This is a genomic window from Pseudoalteromonas thalassia, from assembly GCF_049257215.1.
Taxonomy (GTDB): Bacteria; Pseudomonadota; Gammaproteobacteria; order Enterobacterales; family Alteromonadaceae; genus Pseudoalteromonas; species Pseudoalteromonas lipolytica_C.
In genome coordinates this window covers 124,283-142,931 of the sequence record NZ_JBMMUE010000001.1, presented here as the reverse complement: position 1 = coordinate 142,931, position 18,649 = coordinate 124,283, and the positions used below count along the sequence as shown (strand labels likewise).

The following is an 18,649-nucleotide window of genomic DNA, read 5'->3' as shown; positions in this document are numbered from 1 at the left end:
TTTCTCGTAAATATGCACGTTTAATGCCACATCTGGTACAGTCCTTGCTCATTTACCTGTAATCTATGAGTATCAATGCTAGGTGTCAGCATGAAAGTTAAAATTATGGCAAATATAAAATGGCTTGGTTTAGTCAGTGCAATTGTTTTTTCAAACAATAGTTTAGCTCAATGGTTTGAGTCTACAGGGCATGCTACGGTCAAAAATGGTGATACTAGTCAAGCAAAATCAGCCGCGATAAAAGATGCGATAACGCAAGCTTTAGTATTCTCTGGCGCTCGAGTTTCTTCTGTACAAACCTTGGTTGACGGGGTTTTGACACAAGATCAACTAAAGATCAGTAGCCATGGTGAAATACAAAAAATTGAATTGATCAGCGAAAACCGCCATAACGACACCTATGCCATTACCCTGCGTTTAGATATTTTCCCACAAGCTGAAGAGTGCCCAGCAAATCAATACACTAAATTTATTGCAGTTACACAAAGCCAGTTGGCTAATCGTGAACAAGCTCGTATGGGCCAAATTTTTGACGTAAACAAAGCGATTAGTGAACACCTGTATACCAGCTTAGAAAACACTCAAATGGCTGCTAAACCCACGGCTTATTATAATTTGCCGCTTAGAGTCGATCATTTCTTCACACAGCAATATGACTACAGTAATGCATTACTTGAAGAGATCACCAGCCGTAGCAATTCGCAATATGTATTGTTAAGTCGTATTCGTGACTTATCGGTCAACCATAAAATCAATAACGACTATGCTTTTTGGCAAGACGATAGTTTTAAGCGCGCATACAAAGTTGACTATGTGTTATTTGATGGCACGACATACGAAAAACTTTGGCAAAAAAGCTACCAAACAGAAGGGATTTGGCCATACAAAAAAACCGAAATTATCGATGTTTACAGCGACCGGTTTTGGGCAACCGATTATGGCAAAGCCATTACCGACATAAACCAAACATTGACCTATGACTTGCAAGCAGTTATGGCTTGCTTGCCTACTCAAGGTAAAATTCTACATATTGAAAACGATAGGCTAATCATTAATCTTGGTAAAGCGCATGGTCTTGAACAAGGGCAAATACTAAATATTGCTCATCATAATTACTTAACCGATGCGCAAGGTAACAAGTTGCCCCATAAAATAACCACGTTAAACCAGTTAAAAGTTACACAGCTTTATCAGCAGTCTGCGGTTGCAATAAGCATTGACCAACAGCCACTGCCAAATATTCAGATTAACGATATTGTTGAACTAGCTGGAAAAGATCAAATGAGCTTTTAAACCTTCATGGTGGATTAGCCATTGCGCTAACAAATCTACTCCAGCAATATGTGGGTAATGCTTACGCGTTGCAATAACCACATGGCGTTGCTGGTTTGGTTTTATCGTAAGGTAATTTATTCCAGCACGTGCTGTACATGCTAGTTTTGGTACAAAGGTAATGCCGTCATTCATCGCCACCAGCGCAAGTAAAGTTTCGATGCTATTACCTTTGTACTGATTAGACACTTCAACTCCTGCCGAAAAACAGAACTGTTCAGCTTGCTCTTTAAAGCAATGCCCCTCGTTTAGCATTAAAATATCGCATTCGTTTAACTCACGCAGTGCCACCTCTGTTCGGCTTGCAAGTGGGTGTTGTTCAGACACTGCCACTAAAAAATCTTCTTTATACAAAGACGAAATATGATAGCTCGCTAAATCTGGCACATCAGCGACAATCGCAATATCAATATCGCCGGCATCGAGTGCTGTCAGTATTTGTGCGGTTTGCATTTCAATGAATGAAAATTGTGTTTCGTTGAAGGCCTGCTTCATTGAAGTTAACAAGGTCGGCAATAAATAAGGCGCGATGGTAGGAATAATACCAACATTAACCTTCCCCTTGAGTGGATCGTGAGAGCTTGCCGCTAACTCTTTAAGCACCTTGGTTTGTTCAAGGATAAGAGAAATTTGACTAAGTAAACGCGTTCCTTGTGCAGTTAAGGTTACTTGTTTAGTAGAGCGATCAAATATTGTCACTCCAAGCTCTTGTTCAAGCTTTTTAATTTGTCCACTGAGAGTTGGCTGACTGACATAACAAGCATCTGCGGCTTTACGAAAGTGTTTAAACTGCGCCACCGCTTTTACATATTCAAAATCTTTTAAATTCATCGCAAGCTAATCAATAGTTTTTAACTATCATAACGATAAAAACAAACGATTGGAACTATTAAGCTATAGGCGACATAATAGCACTCAACAAATCAAGAGGAATTAAAACAATGCTAAACAATATTGAAGGTCAAAAAGTACCAAACGTTACATTCGCAACCCGTGTAGACGAGCAATGGAAGTCAGTAACTACTGATGAAATTTTTAAAGGTAAAACGGTTGTACTATTTGCATTACCCGGCGCATTTACACCAACTTGCTCATCAACTCACTTGCCACGTTACAATGAACTTGCAGGTGTGTTTAAGCAAAATGGTGTTGATGACATTGTGTGTATATCAGTAAATGATACCTTTGTAATGAATGCTTGGGCACAAAATCAAGAATCGCAAAACATCACCCTATTACCAGATGGCAACGGCGAATTTACTGATGGCATGGGTATGCTAGTCGACAAAAACGACTTAGGATTTGGCAAGCGTAGCTGGCGTTACTCGATGCTAGTGAAAGATGGCGTTATTGAAAAAATGTTCATTGAGCCACAAAAGCCAGGCGACCCATTTGAGGTATCAGACGCTGATACAATGCTTGAATATATTAACCCAGCTCAAGTAAAGCCTGAGCCAGTGAGCATTATTACTAAACCTAACTGCCCATTTTGCACAAAAGCTAAGGCATTGTTAGACAGCAAAGGTTATGTTTACGAAGAAATTATTTTAGGTAAACATGCTTCATTAACGAGTTTAAAAGCCATTTCAGGCCGTGAAACGGTACCACAAGTATTTATAGGTGGTGAGCATATAGGTGGTTCTGACGATTTAGAGAAACACTTTGCATAATTTTCAAGTTAGGGCTGCACTATGCAGCCCTTTTCAATTCAAATCCCCACAACTTATTGATTAATTTATAGATTAAGCAACTGGTCTGCTCTCGCCATCATCCATATTTATATTCAAAATACTAACTTCTTAGTTACTAATTTGTTACATAACCAAAAGAATGAATCTAAAATGTCTGCAGCTACATGCACACAACCCGTAACGAAATTAAAATGAATTAATTGGAACATACAATGAAAAAACTACTACAAGGATTGATCCTGTCCTTGCTAAGTTTCGCTGGCCAAGCTAATGCTGCGTCAACCGGTACTATCGATCTACTCACCCACCCTGTTGGTATTATCTGCCTTGTCATTTTTATATTCGCTTATGTACTGGTTATCCTTGAAGAAAAAATCCATCTACGTAAGTCAAAACCCGTTCTTGTTGCTGCTGGTATCATTTGGACATTAATTGCTTGGCAATACAGTGCTTACAATATGTCAGACTTGAGCACAGATGCATTTCGCCATGCCTTGCTTGAGTTCTCTGAACTGATGCTATTTCTATTGGTCGCCATGACCTATATTAATGCCTTAGAAGAGCGCAGACTGTTTGATGGCCTACGTTGTTGGCTGGTCGCCAGAGGCTTTAGTTATAAACAATTATTTTGGATCAGTGGCGTACTGGCTTTTTGTATTTCACCCATCGCCGATAACCTCACAACAGCGCTACTATTGTGTGCAGTTGTTATGAAAGTTGCCGCAAATGATAACCGCTTTATCGCCATGTCATGCATTAATATTGTGATAGCAGCCAATGCCGGCGGTGCATTCAGCCCGTTTGGAGACATTACCACGCTAATGGTTTGGCAAGCTGACGTTGTTGAATTTACAGAGTTTTTTGTATTGTTTTTACCTGCTCTTGTGAGCTATATCATTCCAGCGGCGGTAATGTCTTTATTCATCAATAATAAACACCCTGATACTGTCGACGAAGATATTGAATTAAAACGCGGTGCACTACGAATCTTATGCCTGTTTTTATTAACAATTTTAACTGCCGTAGTACTAAAAACAGCCTTTGGCTTACCTCCTGTTGTAGGCATGATGATGGGTTTAGGTTACTTACAATTTTTTGGTTACTTTTTACGAGTCACCCTGCCCGGCTCGCTTGCCAGAAAACGCGCGATGGCAGAGCGTGAAGGAGATAAAGAGCGCTTGTCTCGCCTAGGTAACGTTGTTCCTTTTGATGTATTTAGCCGGGTATCACGTGCTGAGTGGGATACATTATTGTTCTTCTACGGTATTGTTATTTGCGTCGGTGGTTTAGGGTTTATAGGCTATTTAGCACTGCTTTCTGATTTACTTTATACGAATTGGTCTGCAACTGGCGCAAATATTATATTAGGCTTGATGTCAGCGGTAGTAGATAACATTCCTGTGATGTTTGCTGTTCTTCAAATGATGCCAGAGATGTCTCATGGTCAATGGCTATTGATCACCCTAACAGCTGGGATTGGCGGTAGTTTACTATCGATTGGTTCAGCTGCGGGTGTTGCACTAATGGGCCAAGCACGAGGGATTTACACATTTAATAGCCACTTAAAATGGTCGCCTGTCATTTTACTGGGTTACTTTGCTGGTGTATTTACACATTTATACCTCAATACTGCCTATTTCGGCTAAGCCTTAAAAATGTCAAAGTTAAAACCCTGATGGTTAATTTAGGGTTTTAACTTCAATTCTATCGACAATTAAAGGCTTACTCGTTTCAAATTCGTACCAAGAAACCAATAAATACTCATGATCTTTTTGTTTTAAAAAATCATAAATGAAGAATTTATAAACAGCATTGTCGCAATTTGTTGTATTTTTGGCGTAAAAAGTCAAGATATCACCAGTCACTTTACTTTAGTCTAGAGATCGAAACGAAGAAACTTCTTCGTGATTGATCGAGGACACACAAATGACCCAAATGAACTCTGTTGCCATGCAAAATGGTAAACTGCATGTAAAACAAATTGATATTCCAACACCAGGACCAGGCCAAGTACTCGTAAAAAGCCTTGCTTGCGGTATTTGCGGTTCAGATATTCATATCACCCGCCATACAAGTGATGTATTTGATATCTATAAAAACTTGGGCATCATGGCAAACGATGCAGGTGATGACCAAGAAGTATTACTAGGTCACGAGTATGCGGCAGAAATCGTCAGCTACGGCCCAAATACCAAAGGCGAACTTGCCAAAGGCACCCGTGTAACCTCAGTGCCAATCTTACTCTCTGCCGGCGGTGCTGGCGTAGGTGTAACCCCAGGGCTGTATGGTGCCTATTCTGAATACTTTATCGTTGATGAAGCTTTGTTATTACCTATTCCTGATGCAGTCCCATCGGAAGCCGCAGCCATTACAGAACCCCTTGCTGTTGGCTTGCATGCGGTAAACCGCGCACAAATGAGTAATGACGACATAGCAATCGTGGTTGGTTGTGGCCCAATTGGCCTTGCCGCAATTGCAGCACTTAGATTGCAAGGTGTTAAACATATTATTGCCTCAGACCCACAAGAGAGCAAAAAACACGTCGCTCTTGAGTTTGGCGCGACTGAATACGTCAACCCGACCCTAGACGATGAAGTAGCCAAAGCAGCAGCCCTTGCAGACAATAATAAAGTGGTTATTTTTGAATGTGCTGGTGTAAGCCGCTTATTAAACGACTACATTTTACGGGCGCCAGCAAAAGCAAAAATCGTTGTAACAGGTGTACATACCGCGCCACTAAACGTTAACTTTGCCTATGCCACAGTGAAAGAGTTAGACCTTATTTTCTCTTATTACTACCAGCCAGAAGAGTTTGCACAATCACTTGAGAACATCGCGTCAGGCAAGATCGCATGGCAAAAAATGCGTACTGGTAAAGTCGGCATAGACGGCGTACAAGGTGCGTTTGATACCTTATTTAAACCAAATGACCATATCAAAATCATCATTGAACCATGGCGCACGGGTGAGCTTGAAAAAGTAACGGGTTAATTTAGTTTAAAAACGAGCAATAACCCTGCAATTTAGAAATTAACAATCAAACGTTAATTTCTAAGCTATAAACTATAGTTCGATATCAGGGATTACAGTTGCCTGTTCAAGAAAGTGCTCACAACGTGCATTAACTATATCAAAGTAATGCTTTAAATATGACACTTGTGATTTTGAAGGGCTATCAACAAGCGATATCGCCTGTTGTAAATTATTTTTAATACTTGTCGCTATTTTAGTTAGATGGCTTTGTAGTAACTTTTTTGAAATTCCATTTTCATCTGCAAAGTCAACTAACTGATATGCATTAATTGCATCTGGGTCAAACTCATCTCCTATACTCATAGCTAGATCCTGTTCAAACTCTGGATACATTTTAACGTTTACTAAATCATAAAATGGCGCAGGGATTAGACCTGATTTTTGCACAAAAAAGCTAAAGTTTTTGCCATGTGCATCTGAATTGTAGATGCAAAGATTAAATAACGCCCACTTTAAAATTTCAATTTTTGCCGCTATGGGGTTTTCGCAGAGTTTAGATAGCGCAAACAATTTTTCAAAGCTTGCACCATCACGAATGTGACGAACATCTCGCTGTTTACCTAAATTTCTTTCGTACTTTTTATCAACCCCTAAATTACAAGCTTGGCATGCATCAATCATATGCCTGCGCTTTACATTTTCAGGGCTAAACAATTTTCTATCGAATCTTTCTACAAGTAATGCAGGGTGGTGATCAAAATATTTAAGTTCAACATCTGCAACACTTAGCCCAGCTAGTTTTGCAAGTTTCATTGTTACAAATTCATTTATAACAAGATGTTGCTGATTATTCTTTTCAAACTTAATAATATGGGTAGAACAAAGGTCTCCTTCACCAAAACCTAACTTGCCATCAACTGACAATACATTTAATTTTGATTGAACACCTGCTACTGACAATCTTGGTTTGCCGTCCCAGACTTCCAAATGCCAAAGTTGAGGATCAGATAACTTTTTGATCAGTTCAGCATCACTAATAGCGATAAAGTTACTTTTTACTTTATCGTTTAAAACACCTTCAGGTAAAAACATCATAGCCCCAGAGGTATCTTTACCAATTCCACCGATCTGAGCAAATACATTCGTCCGTGATACCCCTAAGTAATCTATTAAATAATCTAGACCCTTATTTTCGGGTAGTAAGTTTTGTAAAAAACGTCTGATATTGACAGAAGGTATGTCATGTCTAAAAGGTAAATGAGGAGATATTGGAAAGCCCTCATCCACCCACTCTTGTTGATAACTCAATGATAAATTATCGCTTTCTCTAGAAAGATGTAATTTACCAACCTGCTTTTGGCTATAAATTATATCAAGCGTATATCTATCAGACCCAGACGTCATTCTCATCCTCCAGCGGTGAGTTAGCTGTGCTATCACTTTGCCATGGCTCAATTGATATCTTTACGCCTAATGCCGAGACAACTTTCATTAACGAGGCCACTTTTACATCAGCACTACCTTGTTCAATATTTATGTATGTCTGCTTTGATATACCCGAAAGTAATGCAGCGTCAGTTTGCGTGATATTGCTTTGTGTTCTCTTCGCTTTAATAACGTCACCAAGCAAAGAAGGTGTGAACGCCCTACTTAAATCTGGGGATTTACTCGCTTTAACTTTCTTTGCCATCACAATCTCAATTTAAACAATGTTTCTATTAAAGTCTAATCTATCAGACTTTAATTTCAACCTACACCATAAAACCAAATAAAGTCTACTTTAAAAGACTTTTATACTTATAAGACTTAAAAACCAAAATAAAGTCCAATATAGTAGACTTTATATGTAAATAATTACAATACCTCTATTAAAGTCTACCATGATAGACTTTAAAAATTTTCAGTATTACTTTGGTCATTAATAATTACATTTATGGTGAAATTATTGGGGGTGATATTCAAAAAGTGAGATTTGGTAGCCCCTACAGGAATCGAACCTGTAACTGCCCCTTAGGAGGGGGCCGTTATATCCATTTAACTAAGAGGCCACTCAAAAGCTGAGGTAAAGCTTGTAGCTTGTAGCTTGTAGCTTGTAGCTTGTAGCTTGTAGCTTGTAGCTTGTAGCTTGTAGCTTGTAGCTTGTAGCTAAAATTATAACGGGCTAAGGCTTTTTGAATCAAGCATTTGTACCAATCGGTAAGGTACTTTACCGATTGGTATTAAAAAGCTGCTAATTTAGTTTGGCTGTTGCGAATTGAATCGACTCATTTTTGAGTACAAAGTACGGGATCACTTTTTGCGCGCTAGCAACAACGAGTTTGGAATTTAAATTCACTACTCGGGCATTTACTTCTACACCATTGGTTCGATAGATTAGTGTGCCTGCTAACACATGGCTAGCGATACGGCGCTCTGCAAGTTCTTCAACGTCACGCGACATAACAAAATCACCGCGGGCGGTTACGTTAATCACATCCATCGCTTTAAAATCAACAACCCCATAACCAAACTTTTGTAGTTGATACATCATAGACTCGGCGATTTGATTGCCAAGTTGCGAGCTGCTTTTTAAGCTTGTATCAAGATCGACAAACGTCGTTATTGCAATACCTAACTCACTTTCTTGCTGCATGGTATCAACTAATTCTAGTGCCATTTGCTCAACATAATTAACCAGCGTTTTATGATGCTGATAAGGCACAAATAAGCGGTGATTTTCGTTAGTTTGTTGCGACTCTTTTTGCTCGAGCTCTTGCAACATAGCAACGTAATCAGCTTGTGATGATGTGGTGTTAGCCGTGCTTTGATTTGCCTCGCCTTGCTCAGCAAGTAATTGGCAACCTGACAACGCTAATAATATGAATGCTAAGAAAATACCTTTCATACCTTACTCACTTGCTTGTTTTAGCATTATTCCATCGCTACGATTGGTGCTATCTAAGGCATCGACCACAGATTGCGGAATAAACCCTTGTGCAGATCCCACCACGGCTTTACTTGCCAAACCAACGATACGAGCATTCACCAGTACCCCGCTTTGATGGTTAACTAGGGTGCCGGCTAGCACATAATTAAAGTTTTGGTCTTGGTTAAGCTCTAAATAATCTCGGCTAAATACATAATCACCACTAGGCGTTACACGCATGTAATCGGTCGTTTTGAAATCGACAACAGGTACACCAAAGGTATGCAGTTCGTGAATAAAACTTTCAGCGAGCTGGTTACCTAGTAACGTGGTTGAGTTGTAGTCAGCATCAAGATACACAAAGCTTGAAACAGCAATGGGGGTTTTATCGTTCACATATTGCAAGTTTTCAACTAAGTCTTGCATGATGCCACGTACATAATGATTGATATTTTTACGAGTTGGCGCTGCGGTAAAACTACTGTTGTTTAACACGGCTTGATTAGTTTGAAATACGCTGTCGTTACTATGCGGTGCAGCCACTTCTCGTTGAGCCATTAGCTGTGGTTCATCGTGCTGTTCAGGTGTATCACTAGCAAGCATCGAAGAGCAACCAAATCCCATAGGCAAACACATACTTAAAATTAAACGTTTCATTAATTGAATTCCTCTTAATATTCGCTTCGATACAACTGACCATTACGCTGCTGTACTTTTTCAGCTCCCCACATAACGTTTATCGGGATCTCTGTACTTGCCGCAGATACAACACGCTGATCTTTTGTATTGACGAGTCGAGCATTCACTATATAGGCATGTTGTTGCCGGGTAAGTGTGCCGGTAATAACAAAGTCAATATTCTGACGTTGGCGTAAGGTTTTTATATCGCGACTAAGTACACTATCGGCCGTTGGCTGCAAATTTAAAGTATTTTCTAGTCGATATTCGATAGTATGAAAGCCTAGCTGGGTAAATTGCGTAAGTAAGCTCTCTTGAATTTGCTGACTCAAGCCACTGCCTTGATCTTGCGCCAACTTAGTCCCCAGGCCATCTGCCATGTAAAAGCTCGTAACAGCAATGCGCGCATTACCTTTGTAAGGGCCTTGAATACGACTTAACTGACTACTTAAATCAGTAACATATTGATGCACTGTATAAGGAGCCATCGGTGATTTTGGCGTTTCTCTAGGGGGCGTTTTTTGTTGCTCTTCGGTTAAGCTACAACCCACTAACACTAAAAAAACGAAATAAACTAACAGACGCATATTTGCCATCCTCTTTCAACATGACAAATACAAAGCAATAATTATGCCTAACTATTATTATTGGCGAGATTTACCTTGATCGTCTAGAAACGAGAAACTCTGATACCAATTTGGTTATTTAGCTATTCCTGGCAGTTGCTCTTGCATCGCCCTACCCTCTGCATCCATACAATCGTAAATAAGTAATTTTTAACGCAGCTAGCTTCAGGCTTATCCTCATGGGTGGTTTCTGTATTTCGGGTTGGTATTTATCTAAGCGAATAAGCCTTTTAATGATAAGTCTGCTTGCTGTTTATAATCGCTACTCAGGCCGAGTATGTGAGGCTGTTAATTTGCAGAGCAAAGTAGCTGCGATTATTATTTAATACAAAAAGCAATAGTTAAAGCATCTCGCCAACAAATGTTGCAGTTACACATGACTGACCCATTTTTTTAGCAATCTCACAAAAAGCGCTGGCCTGGCTGTAGTTTTTAAAAGGTCCTGCACGCAGCGCATACAAAGTGACTCCCTTTTGATCACGCTGTTTAAAGCGAAAACTAAGCCCTTGTAAAGCATTAGGATAATCATGTTTTAGCTTCAATACTTGATGACTCACTTTATTCACTGACAAATATAGCCCCAGCTGCACACCTGCAGCTTGATTATTGTCAGTAGCGAGCTCAGGTTGCACTTTCTGCTTAGTGTAAACAGGCTCATCTTGCTCTTGCGTCATCATACACGCTGACAAAGTTAATAAACTTAAGATAATGAACAAATGCCTAAGAAGAGTAAAAAAAATCATGTAAACGTCAACTCTAAAAAATAGGCATAAATTCTAGCAAACAAAATGCCAACCCAGTTAAAAAGAATTACATTAAAAGTAAACGCGATTATCCGTGTACTTGCTTACAAAGCAATCGATCCCTTGACGTTTTATGGCTTCGCAGTCTGCTTGCGCGTTTTTAAAATACTTGTAACCACCATATTTAAGACGATAAAACGTGTGTTGCTCAACAGTAGCGGTTTCAATATTTAAAATAGGCTCACCTTGAAAAATATTGGGGGCATGCTTGGTCATTTTTTTAACAGAATAAGCGAGTAATGGCTTTGATTGAACCGATGCAAGCTGCACAGCAAAAGCATATTCATGTTTAAACGGTTGCTCAATTAACGTGCTATTCAATGAACCAGCAGGAACTGTTTCAAGCGCTGCGTGTTGGTTAACTAAAGAGGGAGAGCTATCTACTTTTATAATATTTTGACTCAACAATTGCACAAGGTGCAATAAAGGCCATTGTTTAGGGGAAAGAAAAGAGGTTGTCGTATTATTGCAACCTGACACAGTCAAACACGCCACTAGGCATATACTGTAACGTAAAGGCTTCACACAACATTTCATAATCAGAGTTCTTAAACATACCATAAAAAATTTCTTCTCATTCAAGAAGACTCGCTGTTAGCACTTACCTGTACACCAAGGCGAATAAGATCATTTTAGGTATCAAATAAAAATACTAACACATTGTTTTTTATTTAGCGTTTCAAAAAGCGGCCATGAAAAAACATCCACTTCAAGTCTACGTCCTAAAATGGCAAATAATGCAATGAGCTAGGTTTCAACACTTGAGTAGAATAAATTATCAACCAATATGCAATGAAACATTTTAATTACATTCAATCATAACAATGTGTTAGGACAAAGGTATATCAGAAAAGTCATTATTTGCATAATGAACAAAAATTAGGAAGGTAAATAAACATAAAAAAAGTGCCGTATAGGCACTTTTTGTATTATTTTTAACTAGATAGCTTAACTATTTAACAAGCGATTTAATAAAGTCGCTTAATTCATCTTTAAATTCTTCTCTGCGAAGCGCAAATTCAACAATTGCTTTTAAGTAGCCAATCTTGCTACCACAGTCATGGCTTTTGCCTTTCATTGAATAAGCATCAACAATTTCTTTTTCCATCAACATAGCAATAGCGTCAGTTAATTGAATTTCATCGCCGGCACCTGCTGGAGTTTTTGCAAGTAGTGGCCAAATATTTTTGCTTAATACGTAACGGCCAACAACCGCAAGGTTTGAAGGTGCCTGATCAACTGGCGGTTTCTCAACCATGTTTAAAATAGCTGCACTTTCGCCTTGCTGAATTTTTGCATCGCCTAGGTCAACAACACCAAATTTGTCTACTTCGTTTTTTGGCACAGGCTCGACCATAATTTGGCTCTCACCTGTTTTTTCAAAGCGTTGGATCATCTCTGCTAAGTTGTCTTTTTTAAGGTCGCTTGCTACATCATCAATGATCACATCAGGTAAAATAACCACAAATGGTTCATTACCAATAATCGGAGCTGCACAGTTGATAGCATGACCTAGCCCTTTAGCTTCACCCTGACGAACATGAATGATGGTTACATCTTTAGGGCAAATTGATTGTACCTCAGCAAGTAATTGGCGTTTAACACGCTTCTCAAGAGTCGCTTCTAACTCGAAGCTCGTGTCAAAATGGTTTTCAATTGAGTTTTTACTTGAATGGGTAACTAAAACAATTTCTTTAATACCAGCCGAAATCGCTTCATTCACTACGTATTGGATCAAAGGACGGTCGACAATAGGCAACATTTCTTTTGGAATCGCTTTCGTTGCAGGTAACATTCGCGTGCCAAGGCCAGCAACTGGGATCACAGCTTTCATTGATTTCTCCTTAAATTTTATTGTTCTTACACTGAAAACGGATACTTAATTGCATCGTGACACTGATAACCTACTACTTCAAAATCGTCTTTTGTAACCCAGGTTTCAATGTCTTCTAGTGATTTAATATTTGGGTTTATTTTTAATTCTGGCGACGCGAAAGGCTCACGCTTAAGCTGCACATCACGCATCAACTCCAGTTGATTTTCGTAAATATGCGCATTAGCAATTTTATGGTATGCCTTGCCCGGTTTGTGCCCAGTGATTTGTGCAACTAAAGCAAGTAACACAAAGCATTGTATTTGATTAAAGTTTAAGCCTAGCGGCACATCACAGCTGCGTTGATATGATGTTAAGTATAGAGTATCACCCAACAAAGAAAAGGTATGAGTGTGCATGCAAGGGCGTAAACAGCCCAGCTCAAACTCACCAGGGTTATAAAAAGTGATGATCTCACCGCGATCATCAATACCTTTTGATAAGTTATCAATAACCTTTTTTAGCTGATCAAGGTGGCTGCCATCAGGGCGTTGCCAACTGCGGCCTTGCACACCATATACACGACCCATGTCGTCTTCGCCGCGACGATGCGGGTTTTCGAGCCAAGCCTTATTCTCGTTAGCGTTTGCATTCCAAGTCATGCAGCCAATTTCACGAAACTGTGCAGCGCTATCGTAACCACGCAAGTAACCAAGTAACTCTGCGATTGCAGCCTTATAAAAGCTCTTGCGTGTAGTGATCAGTGGAAACTTATTGTTTGCCACGTCATACTCAAGATCGGCATTAATAACGGTTAAACATTTGGTGCCAGTGCGCTTATTTTCAACCCACACACCTTCATCAACGATGCGTTGACATAAATCTAAATACTGTTTCATTGATTAGCTCTTGTTATGCTTTGCTTGCCACGCTGTGTTGCGGCTTTTTATAGGCCCATATTAACAAACCAAGGCCACCGATGACCATTGGCAATGATAAGATTTGTCCCATTGAAATAACGCCTGCGAATAAACCTAAATGAGCATCTGGCTCACGGAAGTATTCAACAATAAATCTAAACACACCATAACCAAGTAAGAACACCCCAGCAACACTGCCCGCTGGACGTGGCTTTTTAATAAACCATTGTAAGATTAAAAACAGCACTAAACCTTCTAAAAAGGCTTCGTATAATTGTGATGGATGACGAGGCTCTGGACCACCTGTAGGGAAGATAAACGCCCATGGCACATCAGTTACTCGGCCCCATAATTCACCATTGATAAAGTTACCTATACGCCCTGCAAGTAGGCCAAGCGGCACTAAAGGTACAACAAAGTCGCCTACTTCAAACAATGACTTTTTACGTGTCCACGCAAATATAGCTATTGCTGTAATGACACCTAGCGTACCACCATGGAAAGACATGCCGCCTTGGTCAATTCTAAATAAATAAAGTGGGTTTTCAATAAAATAACTAAACTGATAAAACAATACATAGCCAATACGACCACCGAGTATTACCCCGAGCATGCCGTAAAATAGCAGGTCACTGACTTGTTCTTTTGTCCAACCTGAGTTTGGTTTTTCTGCTTGGCGATTAGCAAGCCACATAGCCAAAGCAAAACCAATTAAATACATTAAACCGTACCAACGTACGCTGAGCGGGCCTACCGAAAAAATAACCGGATCGATATCTGGAAATTGAAGAGCCATATAAATAAAAACCTTTAACTGAACACCATTTTAAGCGCAATTATGACAAGTAAGAGCGCAAATACTTTTTTTATTGTTGCCACTGGCAAGTAATGCGTTGCTTTAGCACCTATTGGTGCAATCAGCGACGAGGTAACCACAATCCCCACTAAAGCAGGTAAATATACAAACCCAGCAAATCCATCACTGAATGATGTTAATTGCCATCCAGCAGAGACATAGCCCACTGAACCAAACAGCGCAATGACAATACCACATGCAGCAGCACAACCAATGGCCTTTTTAATATCAACAGAAAAATAATGCAGTAACGGCACAATTAAAGCACCACCACCAATACCAATAAGTCCTGATAAAGCCCCCATTATGGCACATAAAAAGCCTAAAATGGGGCCTGAAGGTAATGGTTTTTCACTAGCCGCTTTAGCCCGAGTTGATAACAACATTCTGAGCGCAATAAACACCACACTGCCAGCAAATACAAAACGTAATAATTGTTCAGGAATAAAGCTTGCTGCAAAGCCACTGATCAATGCGCCAAGCCCAACTCCAGTCATCACCCAAGGGGCAATTTGCCAAGGCACATTAGCATTGCGATGATGAGCAAGGGCTGAAGAAGTTGAAGTAAAAATAATGGAAGCTAACGATGTTGCAATGGCAATGACTAAAACATGACTTGGATCAGCAACGTTAAATGACACCAGCAGCACACTAAGAACAGGAACAATAATTAGTCCACCGCCAATCCCAAGCAACCCGGCTAAAAACCCCACTACGCTTCCTAAAATTGCGCAGTACACCATTAAAAGTATTACGTCATGCATAGCACACTCATATATTCAATTTGTTATATACATATACTAAACGAATATATGAACGCTTCACAGCACAATTTGACCTCATGATTGCCCTTGGCTTGGGGTGTAAAATAATTCACCCAGTTGATGCTCTATCATGAAGTTGCGCGTTAATCTAAGAACGTGTTTTGCCGTTGGCTGCATTAAACACTCTGCAAGTAACTTTTCCATATCACTAACATTTAAACGTCTGAGCACAAACTTAATTTTACTAATTGATGAATAGTTCATACTCAAGCTTCGATAACCCATAGCAATGAGCAGTAATGCGCCTTCTGGGTCGCCGCCTAACTCACCACATAAACTAAATGGCAGTTCATGTTGATGACACTCTTGGGCTATTTTTAACAACACCCGCAGTACACTAGGGTGATATGGGTTAAACAACTCGGCAACGCGAGCATTAGAACGGTCAACTGCGAGCATATATTGGGTTAAATCATTACTACCCACTGAGCAAAAATCGACTTTTTGTGACCACTCTTCGAGCATAAATACACTTGAAGGAACCTCAAGCATCACCCCGACTTCTGGGCGTTCAACAGCTTGCTCTGGATATTGCTCACTTAATTCAAAGTATGCTTGTTCAAGCAACTTTAATGATTCATCAACTTCTTCTGAACCACTGATCATCGGCAGCATTATTTTTAAATTACCTAAACCAATATTCGCTTTTAACATGGCTCTAAGTTGATCTAAAAAAAGTTCAGGGTGATCAAGAGTAACGCGTATACCGCGCCAACCCAAAAACGGGTTTTCTTCTGTTATGTTGAAGTAATCTAATACTTTATCGCCACCAATATCTAAAGTACGCATCACCACAGGGTTCGGGTGATAGCTGGTTAGTACTTCGCGGTACCAAGTTTCTTGATCAGATTGGGAAGGAAACTGGCCTTTTTGCATAAACCAAGCTTCAGTACGATAAAGCCCGACACCGTCGCAGAAAGGTTTATTATCATGCTCGGTGTTTAACTCAAGGCCTGCATTAAGTAGTAAGCTAATGTGCTCACCATCACGCGTTACAGCTTCTAAACTTTGCTCTGCAAAAAAGCGATCATTTAATAGCGTTTCTTGGTATTTAAGTTGGCTATATTCTTCGTGTAACACTTGCGAAGGAGAAATATATAAACGCCCCGCATAGGCGTCTAAAATCATTGGTTTGCCTTCAAACTGCAATAACGGCACATCTTCAATACCCCAAATAGCTGGGATCCCCATCGCGCGGGTTAAAATTGAAGCATGGCTGTTCGCAGCCCCGTTCACACTCACCACCCCTGCTAAATGCCCTTTTGGCACTTCTGCAAGCATTGCTGGTGTCAGCGTACTGGCAATTAAAATAGTATCTTTAGGGTAAGGCTTTGCTGCATGTTCGGTATTCACTAAGTGATGTAAAACCCGCAAGCCGATATCCTTAACATCAACGGCACGTTCTTTGATGTATGGGTCTTGCATAGCATTAAACTGTGAAACAAGCTTTTCGATAACAATTTTAAGTGCACTTTTAGCACTCCACCCCTGTTGAAGCTGGGCTTCAACATTTTGTCCTAGACTTTTGGCATCAAGTAATTGTTGGTACACATCAAATACAGCAAGCGCCTCTTGAGGTATTGAATCGCTAAGTGTCATCGATAAAGTATTAAACTCGTTACGCGTCGCAGCAACAGCTTGAGTGAATAACTTACGCTGAGCGCTGATGTCATCATCTTTTTGTAATTCAATAGACGTAAAATCTAGCTTTGGGATCACCACGAAGGCTTCGCCTATCGCTATGCCTGGTGCACTCGATACTCCTTTAAGTACCGAAGTCTGATGGGCAAAATCATCTAGCCTTAGTAACTCTTTTATTTCTGCATGGGCTAGCTGAGAAGCAAGTTGTGCCGAAAGCGTAATTAAAAATGACTCTTCGTCAGGGCTAAAAACCCGCGCTAATTTTTGTTGAACAACAATAACGCCTAAAACCTTTTTTTGGTGCACGACTGGCACTGATAAAAACGCGTTATAGCCTTCTTCATTAACTTCTGGCGAGAGTTTAAAGCGAGGGTGTGACTTTGCAAAAGCAATATTGATGGGCTCTTCACGCTGCGCAACAAGCCCAACGAGACCTTCAGTAAAGCCTATACGAAACTTTCCAACCGCATCTGGGTTGAGGCCTTGGGTGGCCATCAATACAAAGTTGTCTTGACTGTAATCTGCAAAATAAATCGAGCAGCACTGTGTTTGCATGGCATCTTTTACCATTTGCACAAAACACGCTAGCGCACTGTTTAAGTCCGCCTGTTGCGACACTGCCTCAGCAATTGATCTGAGCGTGGCTAACATGATGCTGCTCCTATAATTTAGATAAGGCAGGCCTTATCGTTTTTGTCGCCAATGATCTTTTTGTTGCTCTCGTTTATTAAACGGCATTGCAAACGGAGCAAACTCTTTCATTACTCGACGATATACATCGCGCTTAAACGAAACAACTTGCCTAACCGGATACCAATAACTCACCCATCGCCAATCATCAAACTCGGGGTGATGAGTTTTAAGTAAATCTACATCTTCATCTTTACAACGAAGTTTCAGTAAAAACCATTTTTGTTTTTGCCCAATACACACAGGACTTGAGTCTCTGCGAATTAAACGTTTGGGTAGTTTATAGCGTAACCAATGTTTTGAACTTGCGACGATCTCGACGTCTTCAGGAAGCAAGCCCACTTCTTCGTGTAATTCTCTGTACATGGTTTGCTCTGCTGTTTCACCATCGTCCACACCACCTTGGGGAAATTGCCAAGAGTGTTGACCATAACGACGAGCCCAAAATACTTGTCCCTGATTATTGCAAATTACAATTCCGACATTGGCACGAAAACCTTCGGCATCAATCACCTTAGTGCCTCATTTGTAAGTCGATTTTTATTGATTGTTCCACATAACCCGCGATACAGCAAACACTTTACACCCAAGCATAAAGGAGATTTAAAATAACTCATTTAACACGCCCATTTAATCAAGGTGTTACAAAGCTATTTTGATAAAAATACGCTGTTTGAATAAAATAACTATTTACAACCTCTTTTTTACCATCTTACCCACAGCTTGTGCATAACTTTTATAAAACATGCCTAATTTGCAAACAAATCCACAATCCACAGTTGAAATATCCACTTTCTCCACAGAAACTGTGGATAAACATGTTTATATATCTGTATTTATACAAACAACTAATCACTTAATATCGAAGCACAACGCAACAAAACAACTAAAACATAT

18 protein-coding genes and 1 tRNA gene are annotated in these 18,649 nt (G+C 39.9%); 4 read left to right on the top strand and 15 right to left on the bottom strand.

Annotated elements, in window-relative coordinates; genetic code table 11:
- Positions 1–90: 90 nt before the first annotated feature.
- A complete protein-coding gene (locus AAEU31_RS00690) occupies positions 91–1,293 on the top strand; it encodes a flagellar assembly protein FlgT (RefSeq protein ID WP_421966150.1) in 1,203 nt (400 codons plus the stop codon).
- On the opposite strand, the gene AAEU31_RS00685 is transcribed toward AAEU31_RS00690, so the two are convergent.
- Positions 1,264–2,163 (bottom strand): LysR substrate-binding domain-containing protein, encoded by a 900-nt coding sequence (locus AAEU31_RS00685; RefSeq protein ID WP_421966149.1) that lies wholly within the window; start codon positions 2,161–2,163, stop codon positions 1,264–1,266. The genes AAEU31_RS00690 and AAEU31_RS00685 overlap by 30 nt on opposite strands.
- Positions 2,164–2,273: 110 nt before the next feature.
- On the opposite strand from AAEU31_RS00685, the gene AAEU31_RS00680 reads away from it, so the two are divergent.
- The 3 genes from AAEU31_RS00680 (at position 2,274) to AAEU31_RS00670 (ending at position 6,014) form a co-directional block, all read left to right on the top strand.
- Entirely contained in the window at positions 2,274–3,002 is a 729-nt protein-coding gene (locus AAEU31_RS00680; protein WP_421966148.1) for a glutathione peroxidase, read from the top strand.
- A gap of 233 nt (positions 3,003–3,235) precedes the next feature.
- A complete protein-coding gene (gene nhaD / locus AAEU31_RS00675) occupies positions 3,236–4,669 on the top strand; it encodes a sodium:proton antiporter NhaD (protein ID WP_421966147.1) in 1,434 nt (477 codons plus the stop codon).
- A 280-nt stretch (positions 4,670–4,949) separates the two neighbouring features.
- Positions 4,950–6,014, top strand: coding sequence for a zinc-binding dehydrogenase (locus tag AAEU31_RS00670; RefSeq protein WP_138557381.1), 1,065 nt, complete (start codon positions 4,950–4,952; stop codon positions 6,012–6,014).
- Positions 6,015–6,086: 72 nt separating this feature from the next.
- On the opposite strand, the gene AAEU31_RS00665 is transcribed toward AAEU31_RS00670, so the two are convergent.
- From AAEU31_RS00665 to rppH, 14 genes are all read right to left on the bottom strand, one after another.
- Positions 6,087–7,406, bottom strand: a complete 1,320-nt coding sequence (locus AAEU31_RS00665) for a HipA domain-containing protein (protein ID WP_421966146.1) — start codon at positions 7,404–7,406, stop codon at positions 6,087–6,089.
- Positions 7,384–7,686 (bottom strand): helix-turn-helix domain-containing protein, encoded by a 303-nt coding sequence (locus tag AAEU31_RS00660; protein WP_135923808.1) that lies wholly within the window; start codon positions 7,684–7,686, stop codon positions 7,384–7,386. The genes AAEU31_RS00665 and AAEU31_RS00660 overlap by 23 nt, the downstream gene beginning before the upstream one ends.
- 283 nt (positions 7,687–7,969) lie before the next feature.
- Positions 7,970–8,044: transfer RNA gene (locus AAEU31_RS00655), tRNA-Arg, on the bottom strand.
- Between the two features lie 182 nt (positions 8,045–8,226).
- On the bottom strand, positions 8,227–8,880 hold the full coding sequence (locus tag AAEU31_RS00650) for a FlgO family outer membrane protein (RefSeq protein ID WP_135923807.1): 654 nt from the start codon (positions 8,878–8,880) through the stop codon (positions 8,227–8,229).
- A gap of 3 nt (positions 8,881–8,883) precedes the next feature.
- Positions 8,884–9,558: a FlgO family outer membrane protein gene (locus tag AAEU31_RS00645; protein WP_135923806.1), complete on the bottom strand. Its 675-nt coding sequence runs from the start codon at positions 9,556–9,558 to the stop codon at positions 8,884–8,886.
- Between the two features lie 14 nt (positions 9,559–9,572).
- Positions 9,573–10,166 carry a FlgO family outer membrane protein gene (locus AAEU31_RS00640; protein WP_138558642.1) on the bottom strand — a complete coding sequence of 198 codons (594 nt, stop codon included), beginning with the start codon at positions 10,164–10,166 and terminating at the stop codon, positions 9,573–9,575.
- Positions 10,167–10,546: 380 nt separating this feature from the next.
- Positions 10,547–10,882 (bottom strand): SPOR domain-containing protein, encoded by a 336-nt coding sequence (locus tag AAEU31_RS00635; RefSeq protein ID WP_421966145.1) that lies wholly within the window; start codon positions 10,880–10,882, stop codon positions 10,547–10,549.
- 138 nt (positions 10,883–11,020) lie between these two features.
- Positions 11,021–11,413 carry an SPOR domain-containing protein gene (locus AAEU31_RS00630; RefSeq protein WP_421966144.1) on the bottom strand — a complete coding sequence of 131 codons (393 nt, stop codon included), beginning with the start codon at positions 11,411–11,413 and terminating at the stop codon, positions 11,021–11,023.
- 547 nt (positions 11,414–11,960) lie between these two features.
- Complete coding sequence (gene galU, locus AAEU31_RS00625; RefSeq protein ID WP_135923802.1) at positions 11,961–12,842, bottom strand: UTP--glucose-1-phosphate uridylyltransferase GalU; 882 nt, start codon at positions 12,840–12,842, stop codon at positions 11,961–11,963.
- Between the two features lie 26 nt (positions 12,843–12,868).
- Positions 12,869–13,720 (bottom strand): thymidylate synthase, encoded by an 852-nt coding sequence (locus AAEU31_RS00620; protein ID WP_135923801.1) that lies wholly within the window; start codon positions 13,718–13,720, stop codon positions 12,869–12,871.
- 13 nt (positions 13,721–13,733) lie between these two features.
- Positions 13,734–14,537, bottom strand: coding sequence for a prolipoprotein diacylglyceryl transferase (gene lgt / locus AAEU31_RS00615; protein ID WP_130052128.1), 804 nt, complete (start codon positions 14,535–14,537; stop codon positions 13,734–13,736).
- Positions 14,538–14,551: 14 nt separating this feature from the next.
- Positions 14,552–15,361 carry a sulfite exporter TauE/SafE family protein gene (locus AAEU31_RS00610; RefSeq protein ID WP_421966143.1) on the bottom strand — a complete coding sequence of 270 codons (810 nt, stop codon included), beginning with the start codon at positions 15,359–15,361 and terminating at the stop codon, positions 14,552–14,554.
- A gap of 75 nt (positions 15,362–15,436) precedes the next feature.
- Positions 15,437–17,713: a phosphoenolpyruvate--protein phosphotransferase gene (ptsP, locus tag AAEU31_RS00605; RefSeq protein WP_421966142.1), complete on the bottom strand. Its 2,277-nt coding sequence runs from the start codon at positions 17,711–17,713 to the stop codon at positions 15,437–15,439.
- A 33-nt stretch (positions 17,714–17,746) separates the two neighbouring features.
- A complete protein-coding gene (rppH, locus tag AAEU31_RS00600) occupies positions 17,747–18,265 on the bottom strand; it encodes an RNA pyrophosphohydrolase (RefSeq protein WP_138557318.1) in 519 nt (172 codons plus the stop codon).
- Positions 18,266–18,649 lie beyond the last annotated feature (384 nt).